Source organism: Terriglobales bacterium, assembly GCA_035567895.1.
Lineage (GTDB): Bacteria > Acidobacteriota > Terriglobia > Terriglobales > Acidobacteriaceae > Gp1-AA112.
Window position 1 is genome coordinate 84,684 of sequence record DATMPC010000088.1, and the last position, 22,978, is coordinate 107,661.

21 protein-coding genes and 1 pseudogene are annotated in these 22,978 nt (G+C 56.4%); 9 read left to right on the forward strand and 13 right to left on the reverse strand.

Annotated elements, in window-relative coordinates:
* Together VNX88_18465 and VNX88_18470 are read left to right on the forward strand one after the other, a co-directional pair.
* Positions 1–462 carry a hypothetical protein gene (locus VNX88_18465; protein HWY70658.1) on the forward strand — a complete coding sequence of 154 codons (462 nt, stop codon included), beginning with the start codon at positions 1–3 and terminating at the stop codon, positions 460–462.
* Positions 463–561: 99 nt separating this feature from the next.
* Entirely contained in the window at positions 562–1,527 is a 966-nt protein-coding gene (locus tag VNX88_18470) for an SDR family oxidoreductase (protein ID HWY70659.1), read from the forward strand.
* Between the two features lie 16 nt (positions 1,528–1,543).
* On the opposite strand, the pseudogene VNX88_18475 reads toward VNX88_18470, so the two are convergent.
* Both VNX88_18475 and VNX88_18480 read right to left on the reverse strand, forming a co-directional pair.
* A pseudogene (locus VNX88_18475) lies at positions 1,544–1,855 on the reverse strand (redoxin domain-containing protein).
* A gap of 18 nt (positions 1,856–1,873) precedes the next feature.
* Entirely contained in the window at positions 1,874–2,338 is a 465-nt protein-coding gene (locus VNX88_18480) for a hypothetical protein (GenBank protein ID HWY70660.1), read from the reverse strand.
* A 53-nt stretch (positions 2,339–2,391) separates the two neighbouring features.
* Here VNX88_18480 and VNX88_18485 point away from each other — a divergent pair, with 53 nt between their 5' ends.
* Both VNX88_18485 and VNX88_18490 read left to right on the forward strand, forming a co-directional pair.
* Complete coding sequence (locus VNX88_18485; GenBank protein ID HWY70661.1) at positions 2,392–2,775, forward strand: VOC family protein; 384 nt, start codon at positions 2,392–2,394, stop codon at positions 2,773–2,775.
* Positions 2,776–2,876: 101 nt separating this feature from the next.
* Positions 2,877–3,296: a hypothetical protein gene (locus tag VNX88_18490; protein ID HWY70662.1), complete on the forward strand. Its 420-nt coding sequence runs from the start codon at positions 2,877–2,879 to the stop codon at positions 3,294–3,296.
* Between the two features lie 487 nt (positions 3,297–3,783).
* On the opposite strand, the gene VNX88_18495 is transcribed toward VNX88_18490, so the two are convergent.
* Positions 3,784–4,908 (reverse strand): hypothetical protein, encoded by a 1,125-nt coding sequence (locus VNX88_18495; protein HWY70663.1) that lies wholly within the window; start codon positions 4,906–4,908, stop codon positions 3,784–3,786.
* Between the two features lie 466 nt (positions 4,909–5,374).
* Here VNX88_18495 and VNX88_18500 point away from each other — a divergent pair, with 466 nt between their 5' ends.
* Together VNX88_18500 and VNX88_18505 are read left to right on the forward strand one after the other, a co-directional pair.
* Positions 5,375–5,713, forward strand: coding sequence for a metalloregulator ArsR/SmtB family transcription factor (locus tag VNX88_18500; protein ID HWY70664.1), 339 nt, complete (start codon positions 5,375–5,377; stop codon positions 5,711–5,713).
* Entirely contained in the window at positions 5,710–6,174 is a 465-nt protein-coding gene (locus tag VNX88_18505) for an SRPBCC domain-containing protein (protein ID HWY70665.1), read from the forward strand. Before VNX88_18500 ends, VNX88_18505 begins: the two co-directional genes overlap by 4 nt.
* 167 nt (positions 6,175–6,341) lie before the next feature.
* Here VNX88_18505 and VNX88_18510 read toward each other — a convergent pair whose 3' ends face one another.
* The 3 genes from VNX88_18510 to VNX88_18520 form a co-directional block, all read right to left on the reverse strand.
* Entirely contained in the window at positions 6,342–6,791 is a 450-nt protein-coding gene (locus tag VNX88_18510) for a hypothetical protein (protein HWY70666.1), read from the reverse strand.
* Positions 6,792–7,033: 242 nt separating this feature from the next.
* Positions 7,034–7,915, reverse strand: coding sequence for a hypothetical protein (locus tag VNX88_18515; protein HWY70667.1), 882 nt, complete (start codon positions 7,913–7,915; stop codon positions 7,034–7,036).
* A 481-nt stretch (positions 7,916–8,396) separates the two neighbouring features.
* Positions 8,397–8,894: a YdeI/OmpD-associated family protein gene (locus tag VNX88_18520; GenBank protein ID HWY70668.1), complete on the reverse strand. Its 498-nt coding sequence runs from the start codon at positions 8,892–8,894 to the stop codon at positions 8,397–8,399.
* Positions 8,895–9,017: 123 nt separating this feature from the next.
* On the opposite strand from VNX88_18520, the gene VNX88_18525 reads away from it, so the two are divergent.
* Positions 9,018–10,679, forward strand: coding sequence for a glycerol-3-phosphate dehydrogenase/oxidase (locus tag VNX88_18525; protein HWY70669.1), 1,662 nt, complete (start codon positions 9,018–9,020; stop codon positions 10,677–10,679).
* Here the strand turns inward: VNX88_18525 and VNX88_18530 are convergent.
* From VNX88_18530 to rbfA, 5 genes are all read right to left on the reverse strand, one after another.
* A complete protein-coding gene (locus tag VNX88_18530; protein HWY70670.1) occupies positions 10,653–11,300 on the reverse strand; it encodes a glycerophosphodiester phosphodiesterase in 648 nt (215 codons plus the stop codon). The two genes, VNX88_18525 and VNX88_18530, sit on opposite strands and share 27 nt — an antisense overlap.
* Positions 11,301–11,357: 57 nt before the next feature.
* On the reverse strand, positions 11,358–12,359 hold the full coding sequence (locus VNX88_18535; GenBank protein HWY70671.1) for a GNAT family N-acetyltransferase: 1,002 nt from the start codon (positions 12,357–12,359) through the stop codon (positions 11,358–11,360).
* Positions 12,360–12,506: 147 nt separating this feature from the next.
* Positions 12,507–14,180, reverse strand: coding sequence for a glycosyltransferase family 39 protein (locus VNX88_18540; protein HWY70672.1), 1,674 nt, complete (start codon positions 14,178–14,180; stop codon positions 12,507–12,509).
* Positions 14,181–14,321: 141 nt separating this feature from the next.
* On the reverse strand, positions 14,322–15,296 hold the full coding sequence (locus VNX88_18545; GenBank protein ID HWY70673.1) for a bifunctional oligoribonuclease/PAP phosphatase NrnA: 975 nt from the start codon (positions 15,294–15,296) through the stop codon (positions 14,322–14,324).
* Positions 15,297–15,326: 30 nt separating this feature from the next.
* The gene (gene rbfA, locus VNX88_18550) at positions 15,327–15,698 is read right to left on the reverse strand and encodes a 30S ribosome-binding factor RbfA (GenBank protein HWY70674.1); all 372 of its coding nucleotides are present in this window, start codon (positions 15,696–15,698) and stop codon (positions 15,327–15,329) included.
* Positions 15,699–15,917: 219 nt separating this feature from the next.
* Here rbfA and VNX88_18555 point away from each other — a divergent pair, with 219 nt between their 5' ends.
* Complete coding sequence (locus VNX88_18555; GenBank protein HWY70675.1) at positions 15,918–16,475, forward strand: hypothetical protein; 558 nt, start codon at positions 15,918–15,920, stop codon at positions 16,473–16,475.
* A 243-nt stretch (positions 16,476–16,718) separates the two neighbouring features.
* A complete protein-coding gene (locus tag VNX88_18560) occupies positions 16,719–19,178 on the forward strand; it encodes an ABC transporter permease (protein ID HWY70676.1) in 2,460 nt (819 codons plus the stop codon).
* A 336-nt stretch (positions 19,179–19,514) separates the two neighbouring features.
* On the opposite strand, the gene VNX88_18565 is transcribed toward VNX88_18560, so the two are convergent.
* Both VNX88_18565 and infB read right to left on the reverse strand, forming a co-directional pair.
* Positions 19,515–19,805 carry a DUF503 domain-containing protein gene (locus VNX88_18565; GenBank protein ID HWY70677.1) on the reverse strand — a complete coding sequence of 97 codons (291 nt, stop codon included), beginning with the start codon at positions 19,803–19,805 and terminating at the stop codon, positions 19,515–19,517.
* Between the two features lie 173 nt (positions 19,806–19,978).
* The gene (infB, locus tag VNX88_18570) at positions 19,979–22,969 is read right to left on the reverse strand and encodes a translation initiation factor IF-2 (protein HWY70678.1); all 2,991 of its coding nucleotides are present in this window, start codon (positions 22,967–22,969) and stop codon (positions 19,979–19,981) included.
* Between the last annotated feature and the right edge of the window lie 9 nt (positions 22,970–22,978).

The window sequence follows — 22,978 nt, forward strand, 5'->3', positions numbered from 1 at the left end:
ATGCCGGAACGGGACGACCTGAAGGTTGTTGCGCATCTAGCCGATGGATCACTCATCAAAGGTATCCTTCGCAACTCAGAATCATTTGATCCCCTCGCCGCTGGTCTCATCGGGCAGACTCTGCCTGCCACTGTGTCTCTCGAAGTACCTGGAGTCGGCCAGAGACTTGTCGATATCAACACTGCGAAAGCCCTGTTCTTCGTGAAGTCTTTAGAAGGTCGCTCAGATTACGTCGAGGTCAAGTTCTTCGAGCGCAATCCCCAAATCGAAGGACTCTGGATCAAGATCAAGTTCAAAGACGGAGAAGTAACGGAAGGAATTGTTCACAATTCCCTTCCCTTCGTTGCAGATTCCGGATTTTTCCTCCGCCCGCCCGATCCCCAAAGCAACAACCGTGTAGTGTATGTGGTGAAGGGTTTTCTCTCGGACTTCCGCATCCTTGGAATTCGGAGCGAGTACTAAAATCCAGTTTGCCTCGCAATTTGGTAATTTCTAAATTGCAAAGCGTGGATATGACACAACTACCGCAACACCGTTGTCAAAAGGTCGCTTGTCACACTCATGGCTCTGTATCTCGTTACTGGCGTAGCTGGTTTTATCGGCTCTAACCTCGCGCGCGAACTTGTTCGTCGTGGAGATAAGGTTCGCGGCTTCGATAACTTTGAAACCGGAAAGCGCGAGAATCTCGCAGGCTTGAGTCCAAAGATTGAATTTCGCGAACTCGACCTTCTTGACGCACGTGGAGTAGCCGAGTTTTGCCATGGAGTTGACTACATTTTGCACCAGGCAGCGATTCCCTCCGTTCCGCGCTCAGTCCAAGACCCAGTTTCCAGCCACAACGCCAACATCACTGGGACTCTGAATGTACTCATGGGTGCGCGGGAAGCGAGAGTGAAACGAGTCGTCTACGCTGCATCTTCGTCTGCCTACGGCGACACTCCCACTCTGCCTAAGGACGAAGCCATGCTGCCCAATCCGATCTCGCCGTACGCGGTGCAGAAGCTGGCTGGCGAGCTGTATCTGAGCTCTTTCTATCGGGTCTACGGACTTGAGACCGTCTCGCTCCGCTACTTCAATATCTTTGGACCATATCAGGATCCAACATCGCAATACTCGGGAGTCTTGGCAAAGTTCATCACGCAAATGCTCGCGGGAAAACCCTCCACGATCTTCGGCGACGGTGAGCAGAGCCGCGACTTTACTTATGTCGAGAACGCGGTAAATGCCAACTTGCTGGCATGTAAAGCTCCGGCGGAAAAGGTCGCTGGAGGCGTGTTTAATGTGGCCACGGCCACCCGCTTCTCGCTAAACGAAACCTTCCTCACTCTGGCAGAGATCATCGGATACAAAGGGGAGCCTCAGTACGTTGCGCCGAGGGCGGGTGATGTGAAGCATTCATTGGCCGATATCTCGAGGACAAGGGAAGCCATGGGATACGAGCCAACCGTGGGCTTCGAAAACGGTCTCCGCCGCACCGTGGAGTGGTATAAGCAAGCGTTAGTTTCGGCAGGAAGTACGTCGAGTTAGGCTGCGGTCGTAGTTTCTACGGCAACAGTTTTGCAGCCGCCAGAAACTGCGCCGCTCCTGCTTCGGACATCTTTCGCCAGCGGACCGTCCCCGACGAATCAATTAAGAATTCGGCTGCCGCGCTGATATCACGTCCTTCAAGTCCAGCCTTTGGCGCCAATAGATCGTAGTGCCGGACCGCTTCTGCGTTCCGATCCGAGAGGACAGGAAAAGTAAGACCTGCCTTGCTGACCATCGCACTCGCCTCTTCAGGCGTGTCCGCGCTGATGGCGACCGGCTGTATTCCCAATTGTTCGAACGACGCCATGTTGCGCTGAATGCTCCGTAACTCGGAGGCACAGGAGCTTCACCAATAGCCACGGTAGAAGACCAGCAGGATTCCCCGCGGACCGCGCGCAGAACCAGACGCGTTGCCGGGCAAAGCAGAACCCGAGAGCAATTGACCCAAAGTCACTGGAGAGCTACTAGTGTTGAGCAAGGCAAATTCAGGCGCCCTGCTTCCCACCTTTGGAGCATTAGCCGCGGCGGGAAAGTACTTCGTCACCATGACCGTCATGAATCCAAACAGGGCAACCAGCACTACGCTCAAAGTCGCTAGGATTGGTCCTGCACGACGGCCGCGATACAGTTCGGGTTCACGGCGGGCACGCTTAAAACCACTAACCAGCAGCCACACTGCCACCACGAACAGTGCCGCGCTTAACCAGAAGACGCTGCGCGTGATCTGAAACCCAAGTACATAAATCAACAGTGCAATCAGACTGAGAAGGAACCCAGCCCACAACGTCCAGTTCCGACGTCTAGAATCCATGGCAGCGCATCTTAACGTTCGCTTTAAGTATTTTCAATGGCGAAACAACGCTCATGAAAGAATCCCTTCTGGACCATTCCATGCCAAGCCCTTTCTGCCACATCGTGATTCCCTCTCCTGACCTCGAGAAAGCGAAATTGTTCTACGAGCAGATTTTTGGTTGGAAGACGGAAGCGAACGTCCCGGGTGCGAGCTATTGGTTTTTCGAATCGGGAAATGTGAATGGAGCATTCGACGGAAGCCGCAGACCGGCAGCGCAATCGGTTGTCTTAGTGATGCGGGTCACTGATCTGCGAGGAACGCTCGAACGCATCGTGCAACACGGAGGCAGGGTTACTCGAAACGCTAGCCGGATTGGCGAGGCAAGTCCGGGCTATGACGCCTATTTTCTCGATCCAAATGGGAACGAAATGGGACTCTACTCAGAAGGTAACTGAGGCGAGAAAAGCATGGCCATCCGTTCCGTGGAATAATTGAAGGGCCCCTTTATAGAATATTTACGAATATTTATGGGGGTGCGATACATTAGGTCGCATTTATGGAACTGCTCTTCAACCTGTTCTGGTTAACTACCATTCTCCTGCTCTTCGCGGGCGGATGGTGGCATCGATTGGGTGAGGACAAGCCGCATCACAGTTGGAAGGTGGGCGCGGTTGCTCTGATGTGCATTTCCTTTTTGATTTTTCCTGCCATCTCTCTTTCTGACGATCTCCATATTGAGTCCATGGCGGTTGAGGCCCCCACGAAGCGAATTTCGCAACTGATGGTTAATCTCCATCAGACTGGCGTTGTACTCGCACCATGGGACTCGGCCGTTCTGCTCACGATTTTCGCGGCTCCGTCTCGCGACACAGATTGGATTACAAATGTCACAGTCGCTGTCCTTCTTGACGGTTTCCAGTCTCCCTCCTCGGGCAGAGCCCCTCCGTTTCTTCCTCTCAGACTCTTCCTTGAATAGAAACAACTAAAGACATCGCCCACAGGTGGTCGGCTGAAAGTGGTAGCTGTGAAGTACGTATCCGAGTTCGTCATGAGCTCCCGTCCGGTTGGATGGCGATGCTCCAGGTGCGGTCAAGTGCTTGCGCTCCCACTTATGGACGAAGTAAGTGCTGCGGCCGATCCGGACATGCAAGCTGCATTTCGCTCACATCACTGCGAACGAGGCCAGCAAAAAGAAGTTGCGAAATCCAAATCCCAGTCAGCGGACAGCTAAGCCGCCGGAGCCCCCCGAAATTTATCGTACGAAAATTACATAGAAGAGACATAGATACACAAACGCACCTACCGCCCAATGAAAGGCTCGCCTGCCGGTCGGCGTCCAAACCCAAAGAAGTATCATGGCAAGCAGCGCGTACACCCACCAACAACTGCAGCCACAGCGGCCAGCCGTCGAATTTCGTCATGAGCCTTTCGGCTTTGTCACGGTACCGATGCTCTTTCCGTGCTTATCTCTTTGCCGAAACCTTGGTTGCCGACGCGAGCCTGGTCAGGAGCTCGCGGGCTGCCTGCTGGTAAGGACCCGCGATGCCTGCCGCCTCGGTCAGAGGAGGCTTGGCTGCCGCCAACTGATTGCTTTTTGCGTAGGCGAATCCCAGACGGTAGAGCGCCACTGAGTATGGTTCGCTTTGTCCCTTTAACTCCGTGGTTGCTGTTTTCAATTCGGGAATCGCTGCTGCCACCTTCTCCTGTTTCAACAGACAGTAACCCAGCGCAGAATGCGCCAGCCCGGAGTACAACTTCTGCTTAACAGGGTCTTCTGCAGTCTGGGTCTTGGAGAGATCAAGGGCTTTGCGGGCGTACGTTTCCGCGCGCGCTGTGCTGGCTGCATCGGTCTGGTCGGCAAACGTTGCAGCGAGCACGACCAGCGTGCTAATGCTGTTGGGATTGCTCTTCAATGCTTTGTCGGCAAAGCTGGCCAGGCGCGCAGGATCTTTCAGCTGTCCCAGGCTGTAGACGGCTAATTGCAGCACCTGCTCCTGGTAGCGCGAGTTGGGAAATGCGTTGTTGAAGCGTTCGATGTCGCTCATGCGCTGCCGCTCATTCGTCTCCGCCGTCAGGGCATTCAGGGCGGAGGTTTCGAGGAATTCGTACGATTGGCGATATGGCGCCTGCTCAGACTTGATCTTGTCGGCAAACTGCTCGTCGGAGATGCCATCCGGCTTCGCTTGTTTGGCGATGCCATTGAACGCCGTGCCGCCGCGCGCCGCGAGATCCACGACCCTTTCGTTCGCATTCATCTTCTGGGCCACCGACGCAAGCGAAACGATGATTTCAAGATTGTTGGGCTGCGCTGCAAGGGCTTTCTCCCCAAACTCCATTGCTTTGCTCGTATCACCCTGCTCAACATACTGTTGTGAGAGTTGCGAGTTGCCGTAGGCTACGGCCTGCGGATTTGAAGCAAACTTCTGCACGAAGTCCTGGAGCATGGCCACGCGCTTTTGCGCATCGGTCTCACTGCTGATGGCCTGCAACGCCTGATCTTCCGGTGTTCCTCCCGCAAAGGAAATCCTGTCGACCTGCGCACTTGCCGCCAGAACAGCTAGTAGAAGAAAACTCAAAGCAGATTTCATATGACGCCTCCGCTCGGCGATTTGTGAGCGGCATCGTATCTCTGTCGCAAGCCAGTAGCAAGATCGAAATCAGGGCGTCACGGACGTGGCCGAGTGTCCGACCCGTCGCGATTTTCGATAGGGTGCGTATCGGGAAGATTACCGCTCCTATCAATTGTCAGCATAAAGCCCAGAATGGGAACCAGGCTGTGCGGAACCCATCCTGCCGTACCGGGGGCGGAGTGGATTGGTGTTGCGGTTTATGTTGGGTTGCAGTCCCTTCGCTAGTGTTGGCAGCAGTCCAAAAGCGGCAGGCCACGCGGGAAACGTGAAGTCGTCGTGGCCAGACGGACAAGCTGAACGGGCACATCGTTTTACCTCCGACCCGAGGGTGGTTCCCCGCTAGTTCGAAATGACTTCCAGCTCAACCAGTACAGCGTAATTCTTTCCTTGTGATAAGATATTACTTATATAATGTATTACTTATATGAAACTGACCCTCGACGCCACCTTCTCTGCCATGGCCGACCCGACTCGTCGAGCGATTCTGGCTCGTCTTGCCAAAGGAGAGGCGACCGTCATGGAACTGGCGGAGCCGTTCGAGATGACGCAGCCCGCAATCTCTCAACATCTCAAGGTGCTCGAGGATGCGGGACTCGTTGTTCGTCGAGTCGAGGGCACGAAGCGCCCTCGTCGTCTAGCAAAAGGCGGTATTGAAGCGATCGATCAATGGCTCGCAATGCTACGCAAAGCTCTCGAGAAAAACTACGACCGGCTGGATGAAGTTCTGGCTGCGATGGAATACAAGAAAGGGAAAACACGATGAGTAAGTTGACGCTGAAGACCGAAGGCGATACACACGTGGTTGTCACCAGGCGCTTCGCTGCACCTCCGGAAGCCATGTATCGCGCTCACACAGATCCGAAGTTAGTCCAGAAATGGATGCTCGGCCCCGAAGGTTGGACAATGCCTGTCTGCATTAACGAGGCGAAGCCAGGGGGCAAGATCCGTTACCAGTGGACAAATGGAAAAGGTGGTGGATTCCACCTGACGGGCGAATTCCTGGAACTTAAGCCTTACAGCAGGATCGTCCATGTCGAGCGGATGCACCTGCCAGATCCTACGCCGGACAACCATATTGAAACCAGATTCGATGCGGATGGCACCGGCACGTTGATGACAATGCGCATGACGTTGCCCGACGCCCAGACGCGGGCGGCCATGCTTGCTTCAGGTATGGAACACGGAATGGAAGCGAGTTACGTCAGGCTGGAAGGACTGATCTAGCTTCGTCATGAGTGTGCGTGCGTCACGGAGGAAGAGTGCCCTGGCGTGAGATAAGGAACGCTCACCCAGGGCCTAAGCCGCTGGCCAGCTGAAAGCGGTCGTTTCGCCGCTTGGATCTCCGCTCGTTCTGAGTTGCTGCCAGCGCGATCCGCTCCGGGAATCTCAGCTTAACTCTTCTTTTTCAGCTTACTCATGCTCGCCGCTGTTGCGCTTTCTACAGCGCGCGAGACTACAGTTTGGAATGCCGAGGGATTCGGGTCGAGCGGATACTCTTGATCCTCGACGGTAAGGCGTTCGTCAGCAAGGACGTTGTCATCTCTCAGCGATTGCAGACGATACTTAATTACGATACGACCGTCGACGGCTCGCTCCATGCCTGTATGATTCACGTCCGGGCCTGGACTGCCGGAACCGAAACTCACCTCATTGAGCAGATCTACATTCATTTTTAAGAGGTAATCGCAATTTGCGGTCTTCGCTTGCCGCAATGCGGGTTCGCCGTTGACTACCAAAATGATCGCAGTGATATTTCTCTTCTTGTCTGTCGCGATCTTCTTTGCTCGTTCGCGCAGCTCCGGGAGCAAATCCTGAACGCGAGCTTTTGTTGAGTCCAACATGATTCCCACTCGTACGCCCGGAGGTCCGCTTGGATCTTCTGCCAGAAGGCTGGAAAGCAGGAGGAGACACATGAAAACGAGAGATACAAAACACTTCAGCAGAGTCCTGGGCATCACAATCCCCCTATGATCGTCCGTTCCAAGGAGAGAATGTTACAGCTTGTCGGTCTTAGTTGCTTTAGAGAGACGACAGAAAAACAAAGGCACGGCTAAGGCCGTGCCTTTCATCATCGACACAAATTTCAGCGAGGCCGAGGCTGTAACTGCGGAGATCCGGTTGTGTCCTGCGCGGTCGTGGTTGGGGCCGCAGCCGAGTTCGACATGGCGTTCAACTCTGAGTTGCGGTACTTCGGTGCGCTGATGTAGCCGTGAATGTGATCCTTGCTTATGCGGTTGATCACCAGCTCCAGCGGACGCGGTTCGTCACCGGGATAGAACATCGCCGGCTCATACAGGTTCAGGTGCTTCTTCGACATCTTGAGGTCGTCAACCATCAGTTCCAAATCGGCATATTGGTGTTTGGTGTTTGCCTTTCGCAGACTGACGCCGACTGGACCTGCATGCGAGAACTGTTTCGACTTGTCGATGTCGAACTCGAAGTAGTTGCGCTCACCCTTGCGCTGCAGGACCACCAGCTCATCATGGGTCTTGGCGATGGAGCCTTGCAGTTCGGTGCGCGCTGACGACAGGTCCTGACGGGTGGAATCGAGGTTACTGCGGGTTTCTTCGATCGCTTTGCCTTGGGCATCGAGCTGGGTTTGGAGCTTCTTCCAGCGTGGATCGGGCTTGCTATGGCGAACCACCGCCGGACGAGTTTGAGCGGCCGGAACGACGACCTGGTTCGTCGCTACCGGCTGGCGTGCTGCTGCCATCGTATCGAGCTTGGCGTTCAGGGCGTCCATTTGTCCCTGCGTTGCTTTCAGGGCAGCGGCTGTCTGGTCGTTCTGGCCGGCGAGTTGTCGGGCGAGATTGCGCTCATGAATCGAGTATCCGAACAACCCAACAAATGCGAGCAGCGCCACGGCTAAAAAGCCGAAGCGGAAACGGGGGGAAGCAGGTTCATACTCGGCCGTCTCTTCTACTTCTGGTTCTTGTTCTACCCGGGATTTCTCTTCTTCTAGCATGACCGGAAAACTCCTGGGCGCAATTGCGCCCTACACGCTAGTTCAGCAACTTTCGTTCCATGTAGTGCAATTTGTAAGTTGCTGATGATAATGAGCTTGGTTCGTGCGTCGACTTCGCGGAAGGCCCAAATTTGCCCGAGTTTCCGGCCAATGCTGGCGGTTTTACACGATTCAGTTCGAGTTGCCTAAGAGCTTCTTCGAGGTTCCACCGCCATCCACCGGGAAAATCAACATCAACCGCTTCACGCAGATGAACGCTGATTTCGGGGATACACGCAGATCATGTTCTGGTTAGGTTGCTTCCGCTGTTGTCTGCTGACCTGTCGTCTTTGCCAGAGAATTGCCCCAAAAGAGCCAAATAAATTAGCCTCTGGGCCCTGAAGAATCTGCGTAGATCCCTCAAATCTGCGTTTCATCCGCGTGAGGCAGTCGCTGGTGCTTTTGATTTCGCAGAGTCAGATTGCGGCTTGCAACTCAAATGTCAGAAGCCCACGCGCTTGCCAGCCTTCAACGCGTCCATCATCTTCTTGATCCGCGACTGCTTTGTCTCCTCGCGCTTGGCCTCGCCGATAGCTCGAACCCATTCCTTCTGGTGCGTGTAGGACAGCGACTCCCAGGTCGTTTGTGCGGCTTTGTTGGCAGCCATCACCTTTTGGATCTCGGCGGGAACTTCGACTACACGAGCGTCACGGTCACGTTGGAGGACAACCTCAACGATATCGCCGGCCTTGCATTTTCCGCCTGCACGCATTTCCTTGTTGACCACCATCATGTGGCCGTCGCCCATGTTGCAGAGCGAGCTGCGAAATGGATGACCGTTGACGGTCCCGCGCACGGGCACGCGAGCCTTGGTGCCGAACACAGTCGGTACATCGAACGGAGGACGCAGCGCGGCAGCCTCCATATTGTCTACCCCTTCAAGCTTCACCCGGAACTTAAATGGACCATCGCCAGGTTCGAATTCACCTTTCTTCGCCATATTCGCCCCTCTTCCTAATTAATGCAGTTGGGAAATGGCACAGTGAACGGAACTTGAAATCCGGCGCCTCGCGGTTGTTATTGATTCACCAAGCTGTCCCAACTACCCTGCATCTATATACCAATGGGCTACTCGCGTCCACCGCGCCCGAGCTTGCAAGGCTCCAATTTTGACCTCGCCATCATCGGTGGGGGAATCAATGGCGTGGCGATTGCGCGAGAGTGCGGGCTGGCTGGCCGCCGCGTGCTGTTGGTAGAACAAGCTGACTTTGCCAGCGGGACAACCAGCCGTGCGACACGCATTATCCACGGTGGCCTTCGCTACCTGGAGCACGGAGAGATTGGTCTGGTGCGCGAGTCGTTGCGGGAGCGGGAGCGCCTGCTGAAGGAACGTCCGCACCTGGTTCATCCGCTGGACTTTGTGTTGGCCCTGCCAACGCATGGAGTCAGGCGAAGCGCGCTCGCGATTCGAGTCGGGATATGGCTCTACCGACAGGCGGCTCGGTCGCATGTCTCCACGGCAAGCCGTGACCTCGCGGCGTTGGAATCGAATCTCGATCGTGGATTGAATCTCAGTCTCTTTCCCTACGAAGACGCACAGTGCGAATACCCCGAGCGGCTGGTTGCTGAATGGCTGGCCGAAGCGGGCGAAGCTGGAGCCGTGGTTCGCAACTATACTGCCGCACTCGAGATCGTCACACATGAGGGCAAGGCTCACGGACTCCTCCTGCGTGATTCGCTCACGAACGAAGAGAGCGAGATCACTGCCGATTGGATAGTGAACGCCGCCGGCCCCTGGGCAGACGAGATTCTCAGTTCTTCGCAGCTGGAACAAAAACGGATGATAGGCGGTGTTCGCGGATCACATATCGTTGTTCCCATCTTTGCGGGCGCTCTTGAGCAGGCACTGTACACGGAGGCAGCGGACAGGCGTCCCGTGTTTGTGATCCCCTGGGCGGGGCAGATCCTGATTGGCACTACTGAAGTTCCACAAGAGGAGTCGCCTGATCGCGCGGAACCCAGCGCTGCTGAGATTGAGTATCTCCTGGCCTCTGCACGCCGACTATTTCCCCGAGCCGCAATTGGGAAGTCGGACATTCGGTACTCCTATGCAGGTGTGAGGCCGCTTCCTTTTAGTCCGCATGAGTCACTTTCGGCAATTTCCCGCCGTCACTTCCTGCACCACCACCTCGAGGATGGAACCGCCGGGCTTATTACCGTGGTCGGCGGCAAGCTCACGACTGCGGCGTCCCTCGCGCGAGACTGTGCGCGCATGATGGGAATTAAAGTTCCTGATGCTCGCGCGACTCTGGCCACGATCAGCCGCAGCCTGGATCTCGTAAACGTCCTCGAACAGTGGTCGAAGAGTGTGGCCTTGCTCGGACACATTCCCGTGGCCACTGCGTCAGCCATCGTGGAGTGGCATGGGCGACGCGCCGAGGCTGTGGCATGCCTGGCCGCACAGGACGAAGCCTTGCGACGCCCGCTCTGCGCTCATTCCGAACACATTGTGGCGGAAGCTGTCTCGGCGATGCAGCACGAATCCGCAGTCAGGCTAGGGGATATCTTGCTGCGTCGTGTTCCTGCCGCCCTCGGTGCCTGTTGGGACGACGAATGCAGCCAGCTTGCTGCCGCGCGGATTGGTTCTGTTTTGGGATGGACTGAGACGCAACAGCGCTCTGAGCTGGAAAGCTTTGCGGAAGAGCGACGACGCTTCCTGCATCCTGTCGCGTCCGCTTCTGTAGTCCGCGACCGGGAGTCACTCTTTGTGGAAGACACGCGCTAAGAGGACTGTGTCATCGGAAATTAATCCGTCAACCCCAAGTTCCGCGAGACGCAGCATTTCCTTTTGCCGATTTACAGTCCACACAAAAATTCGTTTGCCTGCGGAATGCAGCTCGTCCACTAAAGTCTTGGTGGCAAGTTTCTTCTGGGTCATCACCTCTCGAATCGGCAGTGATGGCCAACGCCTGAGCTGACGCACATTCTCGCAAATCAGTCCGAGCGGGATGTCCCTTCCGGATGCGTGAACTGCCTTCAGCACATCGGGCAGAAATGAGGAAACCACAAAGCTGTTGCGATCGGCGGCGTTTAGTACGTCTAGAATTGGCTGCACCTGGCCGGCAACCTTCAATTCGATATCGAGGTATGCGTGGCCTACAAAGCTGCGAATTACTTCGTCGGCGTTAGGCAGTTTGAACTCCGAAAGCAGGTGTTTCTCGATGCGCCTGCGCCGGTAAAACGGGTTGTGGCAGATCACTGCATGGGAATCCCGTGTGTACCGCACATCGAACTCGAAGCCATCACAACCGTGTTCAAGCGCCAGGTTGAACGCCGCAACGGTATTCTCCGGGGCGTATTTCGATGCGCCACGATGGCCGAGCAAGAGTGGACGAGAGGAAGACAATGGACTGACTGAGCACAGCGTTTCTAAGGTTTGTAGACCAATACGAACTTGGCGAATTCAGCCTTCCCAAACGAATGCGTCGAACACTCTCCGCGTGTGGAATCCGAGCCGTTCGTAGAGTGCTACGGCATTGTGGTTGGCCCCGGTAACCGTCAGGGAAAGTTCGGAAAACTTGCGTTCGAGGAGGCTACGTAGACAGGAAGCCATCATCGTACGGGCCAGCCCCTGGCCGCGATATTCGGGCAGAACGCACACTTGTGTCACGTGCCCAACATCGTCCCGCACGCGCGAACATAAGAGCATTCCAATGATGGAACGCGAGGCAGTATGCACGGCGGTAAGCGACGATGCCGGATCGAAAGTCCCGCAGCCGGGAAAGCGAACAATATTATTCAGGAACCGCAAGGAGCCGGCGATGCTTCGATACTGATCATTGATTTCGGAGTCCACATGCCCTGCATAGGCTTGCATGATGACATTCGCGCCGGCCTGAAAGTCTTGCTCCGCCCACGGACGCAGAATGATACCGCGAAGATCTGGTACTCGAAACTCAGGAGCCGGTCGCAGTGGGAGCGACATGAATAGACGAGGAAAGCGCCGAAATCCGCGACGTACGAACGAAGCCATCGTGGAACCCGTGTCGTGCAACAGCAACTGCGCTTCGATTCGGTGGATGCCAGGAGAGTTCTGCAGCGTCTCGGTTACGTGGTTCAGCAGCCGTTCGTTGAGATCGGGTTGCGAATGCGCTGCGGTGAACATGTCGCCAACCACGCCTTTGCTGCCTTCATAAACGAAGAACGAGTAGCCGACGACCCTGCCTTCATCGACGGCGGCGTATCCCGGAAGTATTTTGGAGTCGAGATAACGAAGAATCATCTCGGCAGAGCTCTGGTAGTCCCAATTCATCCGCTCCGACCAAAGCCGCGCTTCCTCCATCAACAGAGGACGCAACTCAGTGGCTCCGAAATGACGAAGATCGATGATTTCCACGGGCAAATAGTCCACAACTTCGTGGACTTGTCTTACAGCGGCTGCGCTTCTGGCATTTCTTAGGGCCAAAATCCCACTCCTGGGCAATAAGCAAACTCTGCTGCCTGGGGCGACTGCAGGCGGCAGGAGTCGGGAACCAGAGTCTAAGAGTAGCCGCGCCGCACGGAAAGCGATTTCCGATGCAGGAACCACAACGTGCAGCCGTAACCACTCAGCTTACCTTGACAGCGATCCACTTGACGAAATCCAGAGCACCTCCAAATGCTGCGGATTCGCGCTGCCGGGAAACGGAGAACCGAACGAAATAAACTTCCGATTCGATCCAATGAGCTTCTCGATCCTGTCATGCTGACCCGCCCGTGCCACGAGGATGTGATCCACAGTCGGGACCTCTCCCCGCTCGTAACGTTCAATCCGCTGGTCGAGATAGAAACCCAGGCCATACTCCACATCACGCCGTGTATCGAGCACGGCAACTGGACGAATGCGGGTCAGGAGATTATCACGTTCTATCCCTTGTATGTAACCCGCAACCTGACGGCTCGAATAGGCTTCTCCGAGAATCCGCCCGGCATAGTGCAGCAGAAAAAAGACCCCAAATGCTACAGGAACTATGGTGGTCCACAAAAGCATCCTCGCTCCTCGGCGTCGCACCAGAAGGAAGATGAAACAAAACACCGCGGCCCCTACGACACTCGCGTAACTTAGCGCAGCGGTTGGGGGGACCGATTTGGGGTCGAGTACAAGATGCGGTACGAGCAACACCGCGGTTGTGAGCAGCGCGGTAATCAAGGAGTGGCCAAGCAGCAGGGCAGGGCGCATGGCGGCCCGTGTTCTGCGACGCAGATAGTCAGCCGTAAGAATTGTGCATGGCGGGATTGACGGCAGAATGTAGCCCGGCAGCTTCGACTGCGAGAACGAGAAGAACAAAATTGGGAATAATGCCCAAATCACCAGAAATTCCGGAAAGGAATCGCCTACCTGCTCACTCTCTCGCACTCGTCCTGGAAAAGAACTACGCCAATCACGCCAGGTCTGTTTGGCTGCTGAAGCGAGAGCGGCCAGGGCGTACGCAGTCCATGGCAGCAACGACAGGAGCAACACTGGCAGATAAAACCAAAATGGCTGCTTATGCTGGAAAAGATCGGTTGCGAAGCGCTCGAGATTATGCTCGAGGAAAAATACTTTGAAGAAGTCTTTATTCGCCATCTGCACGGCGATATACCAGGGCAGCACGATGACGGAGTAGATCAGCACTCCGGGTAGCCACACCGTTTTCCAAACCAATTTCAGATCGCGCCGCACCACGGCAAAGATCAGCACAATAAAGAACGCGAGACCCGGCGCCACCGGTCCTTTTGCCAGCGTGCCCACTGCCAGGAAGAAATAGAGATCAAAGAGCCAGAATTTCTTTCCCGTTTCGAACCAGGCATACCATCCGAGCATGGCAAAGGCAAAGGGCGCCGCCAATTGCATGTCGGTTGAGGCCCCGCGGGAAAAGCCAATCACCGCCACGGCTGTGGCTGTAATAAGAGCTGCGCCAAATTGCGCTCCCGGACGGAAGCGCCGCATGTGGAAGTAGATGATGATGACGAGTGCGGTGGCGAAGGTCGCTGATGGTAATCGGGCTGCCCAATCGTGGTCACCGAATGTGCGGAAAGCTGCGGCTGCGCGCCAGTAATAGAGCGCGGGCTTTTCCAGCCAGGGAGTTCCATGAAGGGTAGGCGTAACGTAGTCGTTGTTGTGCAGCATCTCGCGCGCTACTTGTGCGTAGCGCGGCTCGTCTGCGCCGACCAGACCGAAGTTACCAAGACCGTAGAAAAAAAGCAGGAGCGAAAGTGCGACTACAGTGGCTACTTCGATAACGAGAATGCGCCTTCTCGAATCCATGCCCTGCTCGATAGCGCTGCCTGTTACTACCAAGATTGTGTCCGGCAAGGGTGTGTTGGTCTGCCCGGTGGCAGAGTGATCGATTTCCGGCGTCTCTGCGGAAGAGACACCGCCACGGTGTGATTTCCTGCTGTAATCAATTCAGGCCGTCGCCTCGGGCCCGCGTCCGCCAGGAGAAAATACGGCGCGGAGTTGGGCCAGAATCAGTTCGAGGGATCTCGATAGCGGACCAGATACCGCGCAACCACTGGCACAGGCGTGCCCCCCGCCACCAAATTGTTCAGCCACTGCGGCGACGTTCACCTGGCCCTTGCTGCGCAGGCTCACGCGATACCGTCCGTCCGCAAGTTCGCGAAAAAAGAGTGCTACCTCAACTCCTTGAATGCTCAACGCGTAATTTACGAGCCCCTCGCAGTCCTCTTCCAGCCCGCCGCTGCGCTCCATCTCGGCGGACGAAATATGCATATAGGCCAAGCCTCCTTCGCGGTGGAGGTTCGATAAAGCCATTCCCAGCAGCCTCATCTTCGAAGTTGGGTTGGAAAAGTACACATGATGAGCGATATCCACTGGGTTGGCTCCGCTGCGCACTAATTGCTGCGCCAACTCGAATGTGTGCTCGTCGGTGCCGGCATAACAAAACGCTCCAGTATCCGTAAGGATTGCTGTGTACAGGCACGTTGCCATTTCGGGAGTCATGCTTACATGTGCGGCGCGCCCCAGGCGATAAACCATTTCGGCCACCGCACAAGCGCCGACGTCAATCCAATTGACATCGGCAAAGTTTCGAGCGCTGCTGTGGTGATCGATGTTGATCAGGAAGCGGCCCTCGAGTCCTTGCAGTCGCGTGCGCTGGACGCTGTCGCACTCGAGGATGATCGCGGCCTGGGGAGCACCTTCCGGAATCTGGGAAGCGTGCAGAATCACTTCAGCGTAAGGAAGCGGGTTATAGATTAGCGGAACTGCATCGCTCATGATGACCTGGCTGGTTTTTCCCTTTTGCCGAAGCATTTGATAGAGGGCCAGCAATGACCCGATGGCGTCTCCATCGGGCCGAGCGTGCGACGTAAGCAGAAAGGCGTCGCGCTGCTCGATTTGCTTGAGCACCTGATCCATCATGGCTGCTAACCGAGGATGCCTCCTGCCCGGCTATCTCTTCCTTTTCCTCTTTTTTGTGCGTCCGAGTAATTCGTCGATGCGTGAAACGTATCGTTCAGAACGGTCGATCACGAATACCAGTTCTGGCGCGTGACGCAACCCCATTCGATCTGTCAGTTGATGGCGTATGAATCCCTTTGCCGCGTTCAGTCCAGCCAGCGTCTGCTCCGCCTCTTCATCATCGCCATCGACGCGCACGAAGACGCGTGCCATCTTGCCGCCCGGAGCGAGTACGACCTCGGTGACCGCAGCCAAGCCAATTCGAGGATCCCCCAGTTCTCCTTCGAGAATGAGATCGATTTCCTCGCGAAACGCTCCCACTCGCCTTTCGCGCTGATGTTTCGGGGCGCGCGGCTCTACCATGAAAGGTCCCCTGAATAAAACTCATGAGCATACCAGAAGATTGTGTGATTTCGTGATCGGGTGATTTCGTGAATTTTGGCATTGTGCGAGGGCGCAGAGTTGCGTGACTGGAAGCTTGAACGCCACTTACCTTGGAATCACCATTGGGCGAAACTATGAACTCGTGAAGGCTCTTATCCCATTCGCGAAATCACAAAATCACGAAATCACTCAATTCTTATGACTCACCTCCGCCTCGTTGACGAAGCAGTGCGCTGGCTGCGCTCGAAGTACCGTTGTGGGATCGTTCTATCGGAACAAAGCTGTTCGAGCGGCGAAACTCCTGATGCGATTGGATGGAAGGGACGCAATCGCTCTGTTGTAGTCGAATGCAAAGTGTCACGCGCTGACTTCCTCGCCGATGCGTCGAAGCCATGGCGCGTTGATCCCGATTGTGCGCTCGGATGCGAGCGCTTCTATCTTGCCCCGGCGGAGATGATCTCGATTGAAGAATTGCCGTGCGGCTGGGGATTACTTGAGCTCCGCGGGCGCGAGATAACGATTGCAAGGAAATCGAGAAAGAACTTGCGCACTGGCGCCGGATTCGCGAATGAGATGAACTTGCTTCTGGCCAGCCTGCGTCGAGTGGAAGTGAGGATTGAACCGCAAACCATCACTGATTTCCTGAAATGGAAAAACCGGATGGCGAGATATAACGGCGGAGCAATGCCAACCGGCATCGCCTCTGAAGAGGCGGAGCAGAATCTATATCTGGCGATGAGAAGTGGAGCGGTTTGAGTCCCGCTAAATTCTCGAGCTCTGATTCATTCCTAAGATCTTGGAAAAACTGCGGCCTACAAGAGCCAGCTTGCCTGCTGCGTTCTAACTGTTCGCAAGCGAACACTCCCGCCTCTTCTCGAACACCGTGAAAGAATTTCCGGCACAGTCAAGCTGCTGATTTGTCGAAGGTTATCTGTTTTCAGTCGTGGTCCCGCGATTGCCGTTTGAATTTGTTTAACACTCAATCCCAGGATTCATTCGATGCAAAACTTGTTGCAAGAATTGCGCTATGGAATTCGCACACTGAATAGGAGCCGTGGCTTTGCCGTAGCTGCCGTCCTGGTCCTCGCCCTCGGCATCGGCGCCAACACTGCGATCTTTAGCGTAGTGAATGCGGTCCTGTTGCGGCCTCTGGCATTCCCCCAACCCGATCAACTGGTCCAGATTTGGCATACACCTCCGCAGAAGAGTTTTCCAGGAATGAAAGCATTCGCTGTCTCTGCGGCCAACTATCTTGACTGGGCCACACAGAACCATGTGTTCCAGCAGATGTCGATCTACTCGTGGGCGCATTACAACCTCAGCGGTAAGGGAGAGCCTCAGTTCGTAAGCGCACGCGGCGTCTCCTCGGAATTCTTTTCTGTCTTGCAAGCTCAGCCGATGATGGGACGTGTCTTCTCTCGCGACGAGGATCAGCCTGGCCACAATCATGTGGCGATCCTTAGCGAGAACTTCTGGAGAAATCAGTTCGGAGCAGATCCGGGAATTGTCGGCCAGGACATATCGCTCGACGGAGCCGCATATCGCGTAATCGGCGTAATGCCGGCCAAATTTCAATTTCCCATCACCTCAGATCCAGTTGACGCCGCGAAGCTCTGGACGCCGCTAGCAATGACCGATCAGGAACGCGTCGTGCGAGGTGAGCATCACTACCTGGTCATCGGCCGCCTGAAGCCAGGGATAAGTGTCCGGGAGGCTCAGGCCGAGATGGATACGATCTCACGCCGCCTGGAACAGGAGTATCCCGCTGACGACAAAGGCTGGGGTGCAGTTGTGAAGCCCCTGAGCGAGGAGTTGACAGGAGAAGTGCGCACGCCACTCCTCGTCCTGCTCGGAGCCGTTGCATTCGTTCTGCTGATCGCGTGCGCGAACGTCGCCAATCTCGTGCTGGCAAGGATCGTGTCACGTCAGAAGGAGATAGCGGTTCGTTCCGCTTTGGGAGCATCGCGAATTCGCCTGCTTCGCCAAGTAGTGTGCGAAACAGTTGTGTTGTCCGTCGTTGGAGGATTGCTTGGGCTGCTCATCGCTCATTTCGGAGTGAAGCTGATTGTTGCTTTTCTCGCGTCGAAGCTGCCCCGGGCTTCTGCCATCGCAGTGGATGGCTCGGTACTCGCGTTTACGCTGGCCATTTCTTTCGCGGCGGGAATTCTCGCTAGTCTTGTGCCGGCATTCAGGCTCAGCAACGTGAATGTGAGCGAGGCACTCAAGCAAGGCACTCGGACAAGCTCTGATGCGGGAGGAAATCGCACGCGCGGCGTGCTGGTTGTGTCTGAAGTTGCGTTGTCTCTGATTCTGTTGGTTGGCGCCGGCTTGCTAATCCGCACGCTGTGGGCGCTTCGCAAAGTCGATCCTGGATTCGATCCTCACAACGCTGTCGCTGTCATCCCATCCGTCTCAAGAACTACGTTCCCGCAGCCCGCGCAGGAAATTGCGTTTTATCAGCAACTGGCGGACAAAGTGAAAGCTCTTCCGGGAGTCGAGTCTGCAGCCGTCATTGACAGTCTACCCCTGAGTGGTGGCTCGAATCAGCCGATTCAAATTGAAGGGCGTCCGGTGCAGGCGATGGCCGATCAGCCGGAGGTCGCTGTTCGCATGAGTAGTCCCGGGTACTTCCACATGATGCGCATTCCACTGCTGCGGGGCAGAGACTTCGGCGATCAGGACACTCCAGAGAGTCCAGGCACGATCATCATCAGCCAATCTCTGGCACAACGCTTTTGGCCGAACGAAGATCCAGTGGGAAAGCGCCTCACCCTGACTTTCGTTCCCGGCAAGATTCGGGAGATTGTGGGCGTCGTAGGCGATATCAAGGATCGCGGATTGGATTCAGCAGAGCCGGCCGCGATGCTTTACGTTCCGCTCGCGCATCTGGCGTTTCCTCCGAATGTCGCATGGCGATCATTCCCATTGTGGCTCATGGTTCGAGCCCATTCGGATGCTGCCTCAGTCGCTCCGGCAACGATCAATGCAATCCATCAGCTCAAGTCGGACTTGCCAATTGGAGATGTGGTCACGATGGAGACCTTCATTGCGAGCACTCTTTCGCAGCAACGCTTCAACATGCTGCTGCTCGCAGTATTCGCCGGACTAGCCCTTGTGCTGGCCGCAATCGGGATTTATAGCGTGCTCGCATACACCGTGCGCAGGCGAGTGCGCGAGATCGGAATCCGCATGGCTCTCGGGGCGCAAACTCGCGATGTTGTGCAAATGGTGATCGCCGAAGGAATGAGGCCGACTGCGCTGGGCGTCGCCATAGGAGTTGCAGGCGCGCTTGCCCTGGGACGGTTCATTTCGAGCCTCATTTATGGCGTTAAACCAACGGATCTCGAGACATTCACGGCGGTGTCCCTGCTGCTGGTGCTGGTTAGCTTTCTGGCTAGCGTAATTCCGGCATATCGGGCCACGCGAGTAGAACCGGTAACGACTCTACGAGACGAGTAATCGCTAGAGATGATCAGCCAGCAAGCCTGACATGGGGTGAGCTGGCTTCGAGAGGAGCAACGGTTTTTTGTCGGGGCCCTTTTTTTCGCAATCCCCTCAATCAAAGGACTTAGCTAGCAGATCCCCCGGTGATCCCCGGGGATATCCCGTACTAGGTCCCCTGGGGATTAGAGGGGATATCCCCTGCAATCCCCGGGGATCGAATCGCTGCACACGGAAACGAAAGTCAGTCGCGGTAATCCCCTCTGTTGTCCATTTCGGCACATAGCGAACAAAATAGAATAGCGAATATATGGCGAATTATCAAGCAGGATTTGCACGTCCCGAGAGTGCTAGTCACTCCAGTTCTACATAGCTGTCGGTGAGCTCGGCGCCGTTGTCGTTGGCAATGCGGCTGGCGGCGCGCTCCACTTGCTGCATTAATCCAGATAGATAATCGCGGGAGCTGGAGATGCTGACTACTCCAATCGTGGCTCGCTGCCAGAGGTTGGTTTCTTCGAGTTCCGCGACCGACACGTTGAAACTTGTACGTAGTTTGTCCTTCAGGCTGCGCAGCACTTGTCGCTTCTCCTTGAGGGATTGCGCGCCTTCGATGCGGAGATCGAGAGTGAGGACTGCGATGGGCATGTGTGTGCTGCTCCTCCCCAAGAGTACCGGCGGCAGTAGCGGCTGGATCCTGCACTTACGCACCCAGCGGCTACCGCCGCCGGCATTGTTGCAAAACAAAGGCGCGACATTCGTCGCGCCTCCACAGCCCAGGGCGGCTGTTCCACATCTTCCAACGATTGCAATGTTCCTGACTACTGATGCACTAGCTGTGGCTTGGAACTAATCAGCTCGCCGGCAACTTTCTGCGTGCTGAAGGCTTCGATTACGTCGCCAACCTTGATATCGCCATAACCGGCGATGCCAATTCCGCACTCCATTCCATTGCGCACTTCGCTGACGTCGTCCTTGAAGCGCCGCAGGGAGCCCACGCGGCCCTTGAAGACAACAACATTGTCGCGCAGCAGCCGGACTTCGGCGTCGCGTTTGATGGTTCCATCCTGAATGTAGCAGCCTGCAATCGTTCCGACTTTGGGAACGCGGAAAGTATCGCGGACCTCGGCGCGGCCCTGATAAGTCTCCTTGAATACCGGCTCGAGGAGTCCGACCATGGCCTTGCGGATTTCGTCCTGCAGTTCGTAAATGATCGAATGCAGGCGGATCTCCACGTTTTCCTGCTCCGCCAGCTCCTGCGCCTTGCGCTCAGGACGAACATTGAAGCCGATGATGATCGCGTTTGATGCCGAAGCCAGCAGCACGTCGCTTTCGGTGATCGCACCAACGCCCGAACGCAGCACGCGCACTTTCACCTGCTCATTCGAAAGCTTCTGCAACGAATCTGCCAGCACTTCCACTGAGCCCTGCACGTCACCCTTAAGGATGATTGGCAGTTCCTTGACTCCGGCGGTCTTGATTTGCTCGGCCAGGCCTTCGAGTGTGACTCGCGACGACTTTGCCAACTGCGCTTCACGTGCCTTCTGCTCGCGATATGTGGCAATGTTCTTTGCCTTTTCGCGATCGGCTACCGCCGTGAAGGTGTCTCCTGCTTCGGGAATGCCCTCAAGGCCGATGATCTCAACAGGAGTTGCCGGCTTGGCTTCCTCGACGGCATTGCCGCGATCGTCGAACATGGCGCGAACTTTGCCGAAGGTATTGCCGACGATAAAGGTGTCCCCGGCATGCAACGTACCATTCTGGATCAGCACCGTCGCAACCGCGCCGCGACCGCGATCGAGCTTGGCTTCCAGCACAGCACCGGTCGCAGGCCGATCGGGCGAAGCCTTGAGCTCCTGCAAGTCGGCCACCAGGCAGATCATCTCCATCAGCAGATTCAGATTTGTCTTCTGCTTGGCGGAGACGTCCACGAACACATATTTGCCACCCCACGCTTCAGGAACGAAGCCGCGATCGGCGAGTTGCTTCTTCACGCGATCGGGAAGCGCGCCGGGCTTGTCGATCTTGTTTACGGCGAAGATAAGCGGGACTTTCGCTGCGGTTGCGTGGTCGATAGCCTCAAGGGTCTGAGGCATAACACCATCATCGGCGGCAACGACGATGACAACGATGTCCGTGACCTTGGCCCCGCGAGCACGCATGCGGGTAAACGCTTCGTGACCCGGAGTGTCGAGAAACACGATCTCGCGTCCAAAGGCCGGTGAATCTTCCTTAGTGATGCGAACCTTGTATGCGCCGATGTGCTGAGTGATTCCGCCAGCTTCGCCTCCGGCGACGTTGGTTTCACGAATCGCATCGAGCAGTGAGGTCTTGCCGTGGTCAACGTGTCCCATAATCGTGACCACAGGAGGACGGACAACCGCAGCAGCATCGAGACCATCCGATGCGGCAACACCGGCCTCGCCATCCTTCGACATCTGCTCTTCGAAGCTGATCACCTCAGTATCTGCGCCGAAGAGACGCGCCATATCCTTCGCGAGTTCCGCGTCGAGCGTCTGATTCACGGTAGCGAATACGCCACGGTGGAGCAGGCGCGCAATGATCTCCTTGGCGCGAACGTCAAGCTTCTCGGCCAGATCCTTTACGCTGATACCTTCAGTAATCGTGATTGAGCGTGTGATCGGCAGCGGCTCGTTCGACATCTGCGGTGTAAACCGCGGCGGCGGAGTAAAGCCCTTCATCGGGCCTTCTTTCACTCCACGTGGAACGTAACGCTGCCCCGGCCGTTTGGGGGCACCAGGACGACCCGGAGGACGAGTACCCGTAGGCGGTGGCGGTGGAGCAAGGCCCGGAGCGCCCATTCCCATAGGACGGCCGCCCGGCGACTGCCGCGTCGGATGCATCGGTCGGCGTGCTCCCGGAGCCATCGGCGGACGTTGCCCGGGTTGCGGCGCTCCCATTCCGGGACGACGCTGGAAAATCGGCTGGCCGCGTACGGGCATTCCTCCGCTGGGACGGTGCCCAGGTTGCGGCGCTCCGTGTGCTCCCATTGGCGCAGCCGGCCGCGCAGACTGTGGCGGAGCAGTGTAAACCGGACGTGGTCCGGTCTGAGGCGTGATGACGCGCCTAACAGGCTGAGACGGCGCGAGTGGACGTTGCTGCTGCTGCGAAGCACTCGCGATTGAACCCGGTGCCGGAGCCGAAGGTGGTGTGACCTGAACTGACGTAGGTGGCCTTTCTTCTCGAACGGGTGGCGCGCTCACAGGCGCTGCACTGATTGGGGCGGCTGGCACTTCACTCGGAGCAACAGCTCGCAGAGGAGGCGCGGTTGCGGGTTCTGGCGCAGTGGCCTCGGGCGTTTTCGGCGCGGGCGTTGGAACCGTGAATGACGGACGTGGACCTACTACCGGCCTAATCACACGTCGAGCAGGAGCTTCGGTCGCGGCAACCGGCGGTGCTGCCGCAATCTTTTCGGCAGGAGGCGCAGCAGTCGGAGTTGGAGCCTTCGGAACCGCTGTAGGTGGAACCGCAACTGGCTTCGGCGGCGGCGGCGCTGCTGGAGCTTCCGCCTTACGGCGCAACAAACTGGCGACATCCCCGGGCTTTGAGATGTGCGAGAGATCGATCTTGGTCTTGATTGCAGGTTCGGCCGTGCGCGATCCCCCATCCCTGGCAGTGGCACTTCCGCCTTGGCCGGCAAAATGCTTGCGCACACGCTCCGCTTCATCGAATTCGATGGAACTCGAGTGCGTCTTTTTTTCCGTCACTCCGACTTTGGAAAGGACGTCGAGGATCGCCTTGCTCTTGACTTCCAGTTCCCTTGCCAGATCGTTGATTCGAACTTTGCTCATCCGCCCTGT

Excerpts from the sequence above, each read along its gene's own strand:
- VNX88_18465 (HWY70658.1), top strand. The coding sequence starts at position 1 with ATGCCGGAACGGGACGACCTGAAGGTTGTTGCGCATCTAGCCGATGGA.
- VNX88_18470 (HWY70659.1), top strand. The coding sequence starts at position 562 with ATGGCTCTGTATCTCGTTACTGGCGTAGCTGGTTTTATCGGCTCTAAC.
- VNX88_18480 (HWY70660.1), bottom strand. The coding sequence starts at position 2,338 with ATGGATTCTAGACGTCGGAACTGGACGTTGTGGGCTGGGTTCCTTCTC.
- VNX88_18485 (HWY70661.1), top strand. The coding sequence starts at position 2,392 with ATGAAAGAATCCCTTCTGGACCATTCCATGCCAAGCCCTTTCTGCCAC.
- VNX88_18490 (HWY70662.1), top strand. The coding sequence starts at position 2,877 with ATGGAACTGCTCTTCAACCTGTTCTGGTTAACTACCATTCTCCTGCTC.
- VNX88_18495 (HWY70663.1), bottom strand. The coding sequence starts at position 4,908 with ATGAAATCTGCTTTGAGTTTTCTTCTACTAGCTGTTCTGGCGGCAAGT.
- VNX88_18500 (HWY70664.1), top strand. The coding sequence starts at position 5,375 with ATGAAACTGACCCTCGACGCCACCTTCTCTGCCATGGCCGACCCGACT.
- VNX88_18505 (HWY70665.1), top strand. The coding sequence starts at position 5,710 with ATGAGTAAGTTGACGCTGAAGACCGAAGGCGATACACACGTGGTTGTC.
- VNX88_18510 (HWY70666.1), bottom strand. The coding sequence starts at position 6,791 with ATGTTGGACTCAACAAAAGCTCGCGTTCAGGATTTGCTCCCGGAGCTG.
- VNX88_18515 (HWY70667.1), bottom strand. The coding sequence starts at position 7,915 with ATGCTAGAAGAAGAGAAATCCCGGGTAGAACAAGAACCAGAAGTAGAA.
- VNX88_18520 (HWY70668.1), bottom strand. The coding sequence starts at position 8,894 with ATGGCGAAGAAAGGTGAATTCGAACCTGGCGATGGTCCATTTAAGTTC.
- VNX88_18525 (HWY70669.1), top strand. The coding sequence starts at position 9,018 with ATGGGCTACTCGCGTCCACCGCGCCCGAGCTTGCAAGGCTCCAATTTT.
- VNX88_18540 (HWY70672.1), bottom strand. The coding sequence starts at position 14,180 with ATGGATTCGAGAAGGCGCATTCTCGTTATCGAAGTAGCCACTGTAGTC.
- VNX88_18545 (HWY70673.1), bottom strand. The coding sequence starts at position 15,296 with ATGATGGATCAGGTGCTCAAGCAAATCGAGCAGCGCGACGCCTTTCTG.
- rbfA (HWY70674.1), bottom strand. The coding sequence starts at position 15,698 with ATGGTAGAGCCGCGCGCCCCGAAACATCAGCGCGAAAGGCGAGTGGGA.
- VNX88_18555 (HWY70675.1), top strand. The coding sequence starts at position 15,918 with ATGACTCACCTCCGCCTCGTTGACGAAGCAGTGCGCTGGCTGCGCTCG.
- VNX88_18560 (HWY70676.1), top strand. The coding sequence starts at position 16,719 with ATGCAAAACTTGTTGCAAGAATTGCGCTATGGAATTCGCACACTGAAT.
- VNX88_18565 (HWY70677.1), bottom strand. The coding sequence starts at position 19,805 with ATGCCCATCGCAGTCCTCACTCTCGATCTCCGCATCGAAGGCGCGCAA.
- infB (HWY70678.1), bottom strand. The coding sequence starts at position 22,969 with ATGAGCAAAGTTCGAATCAACGATCTGGCAAGGGAACTGGAAGTCAAG.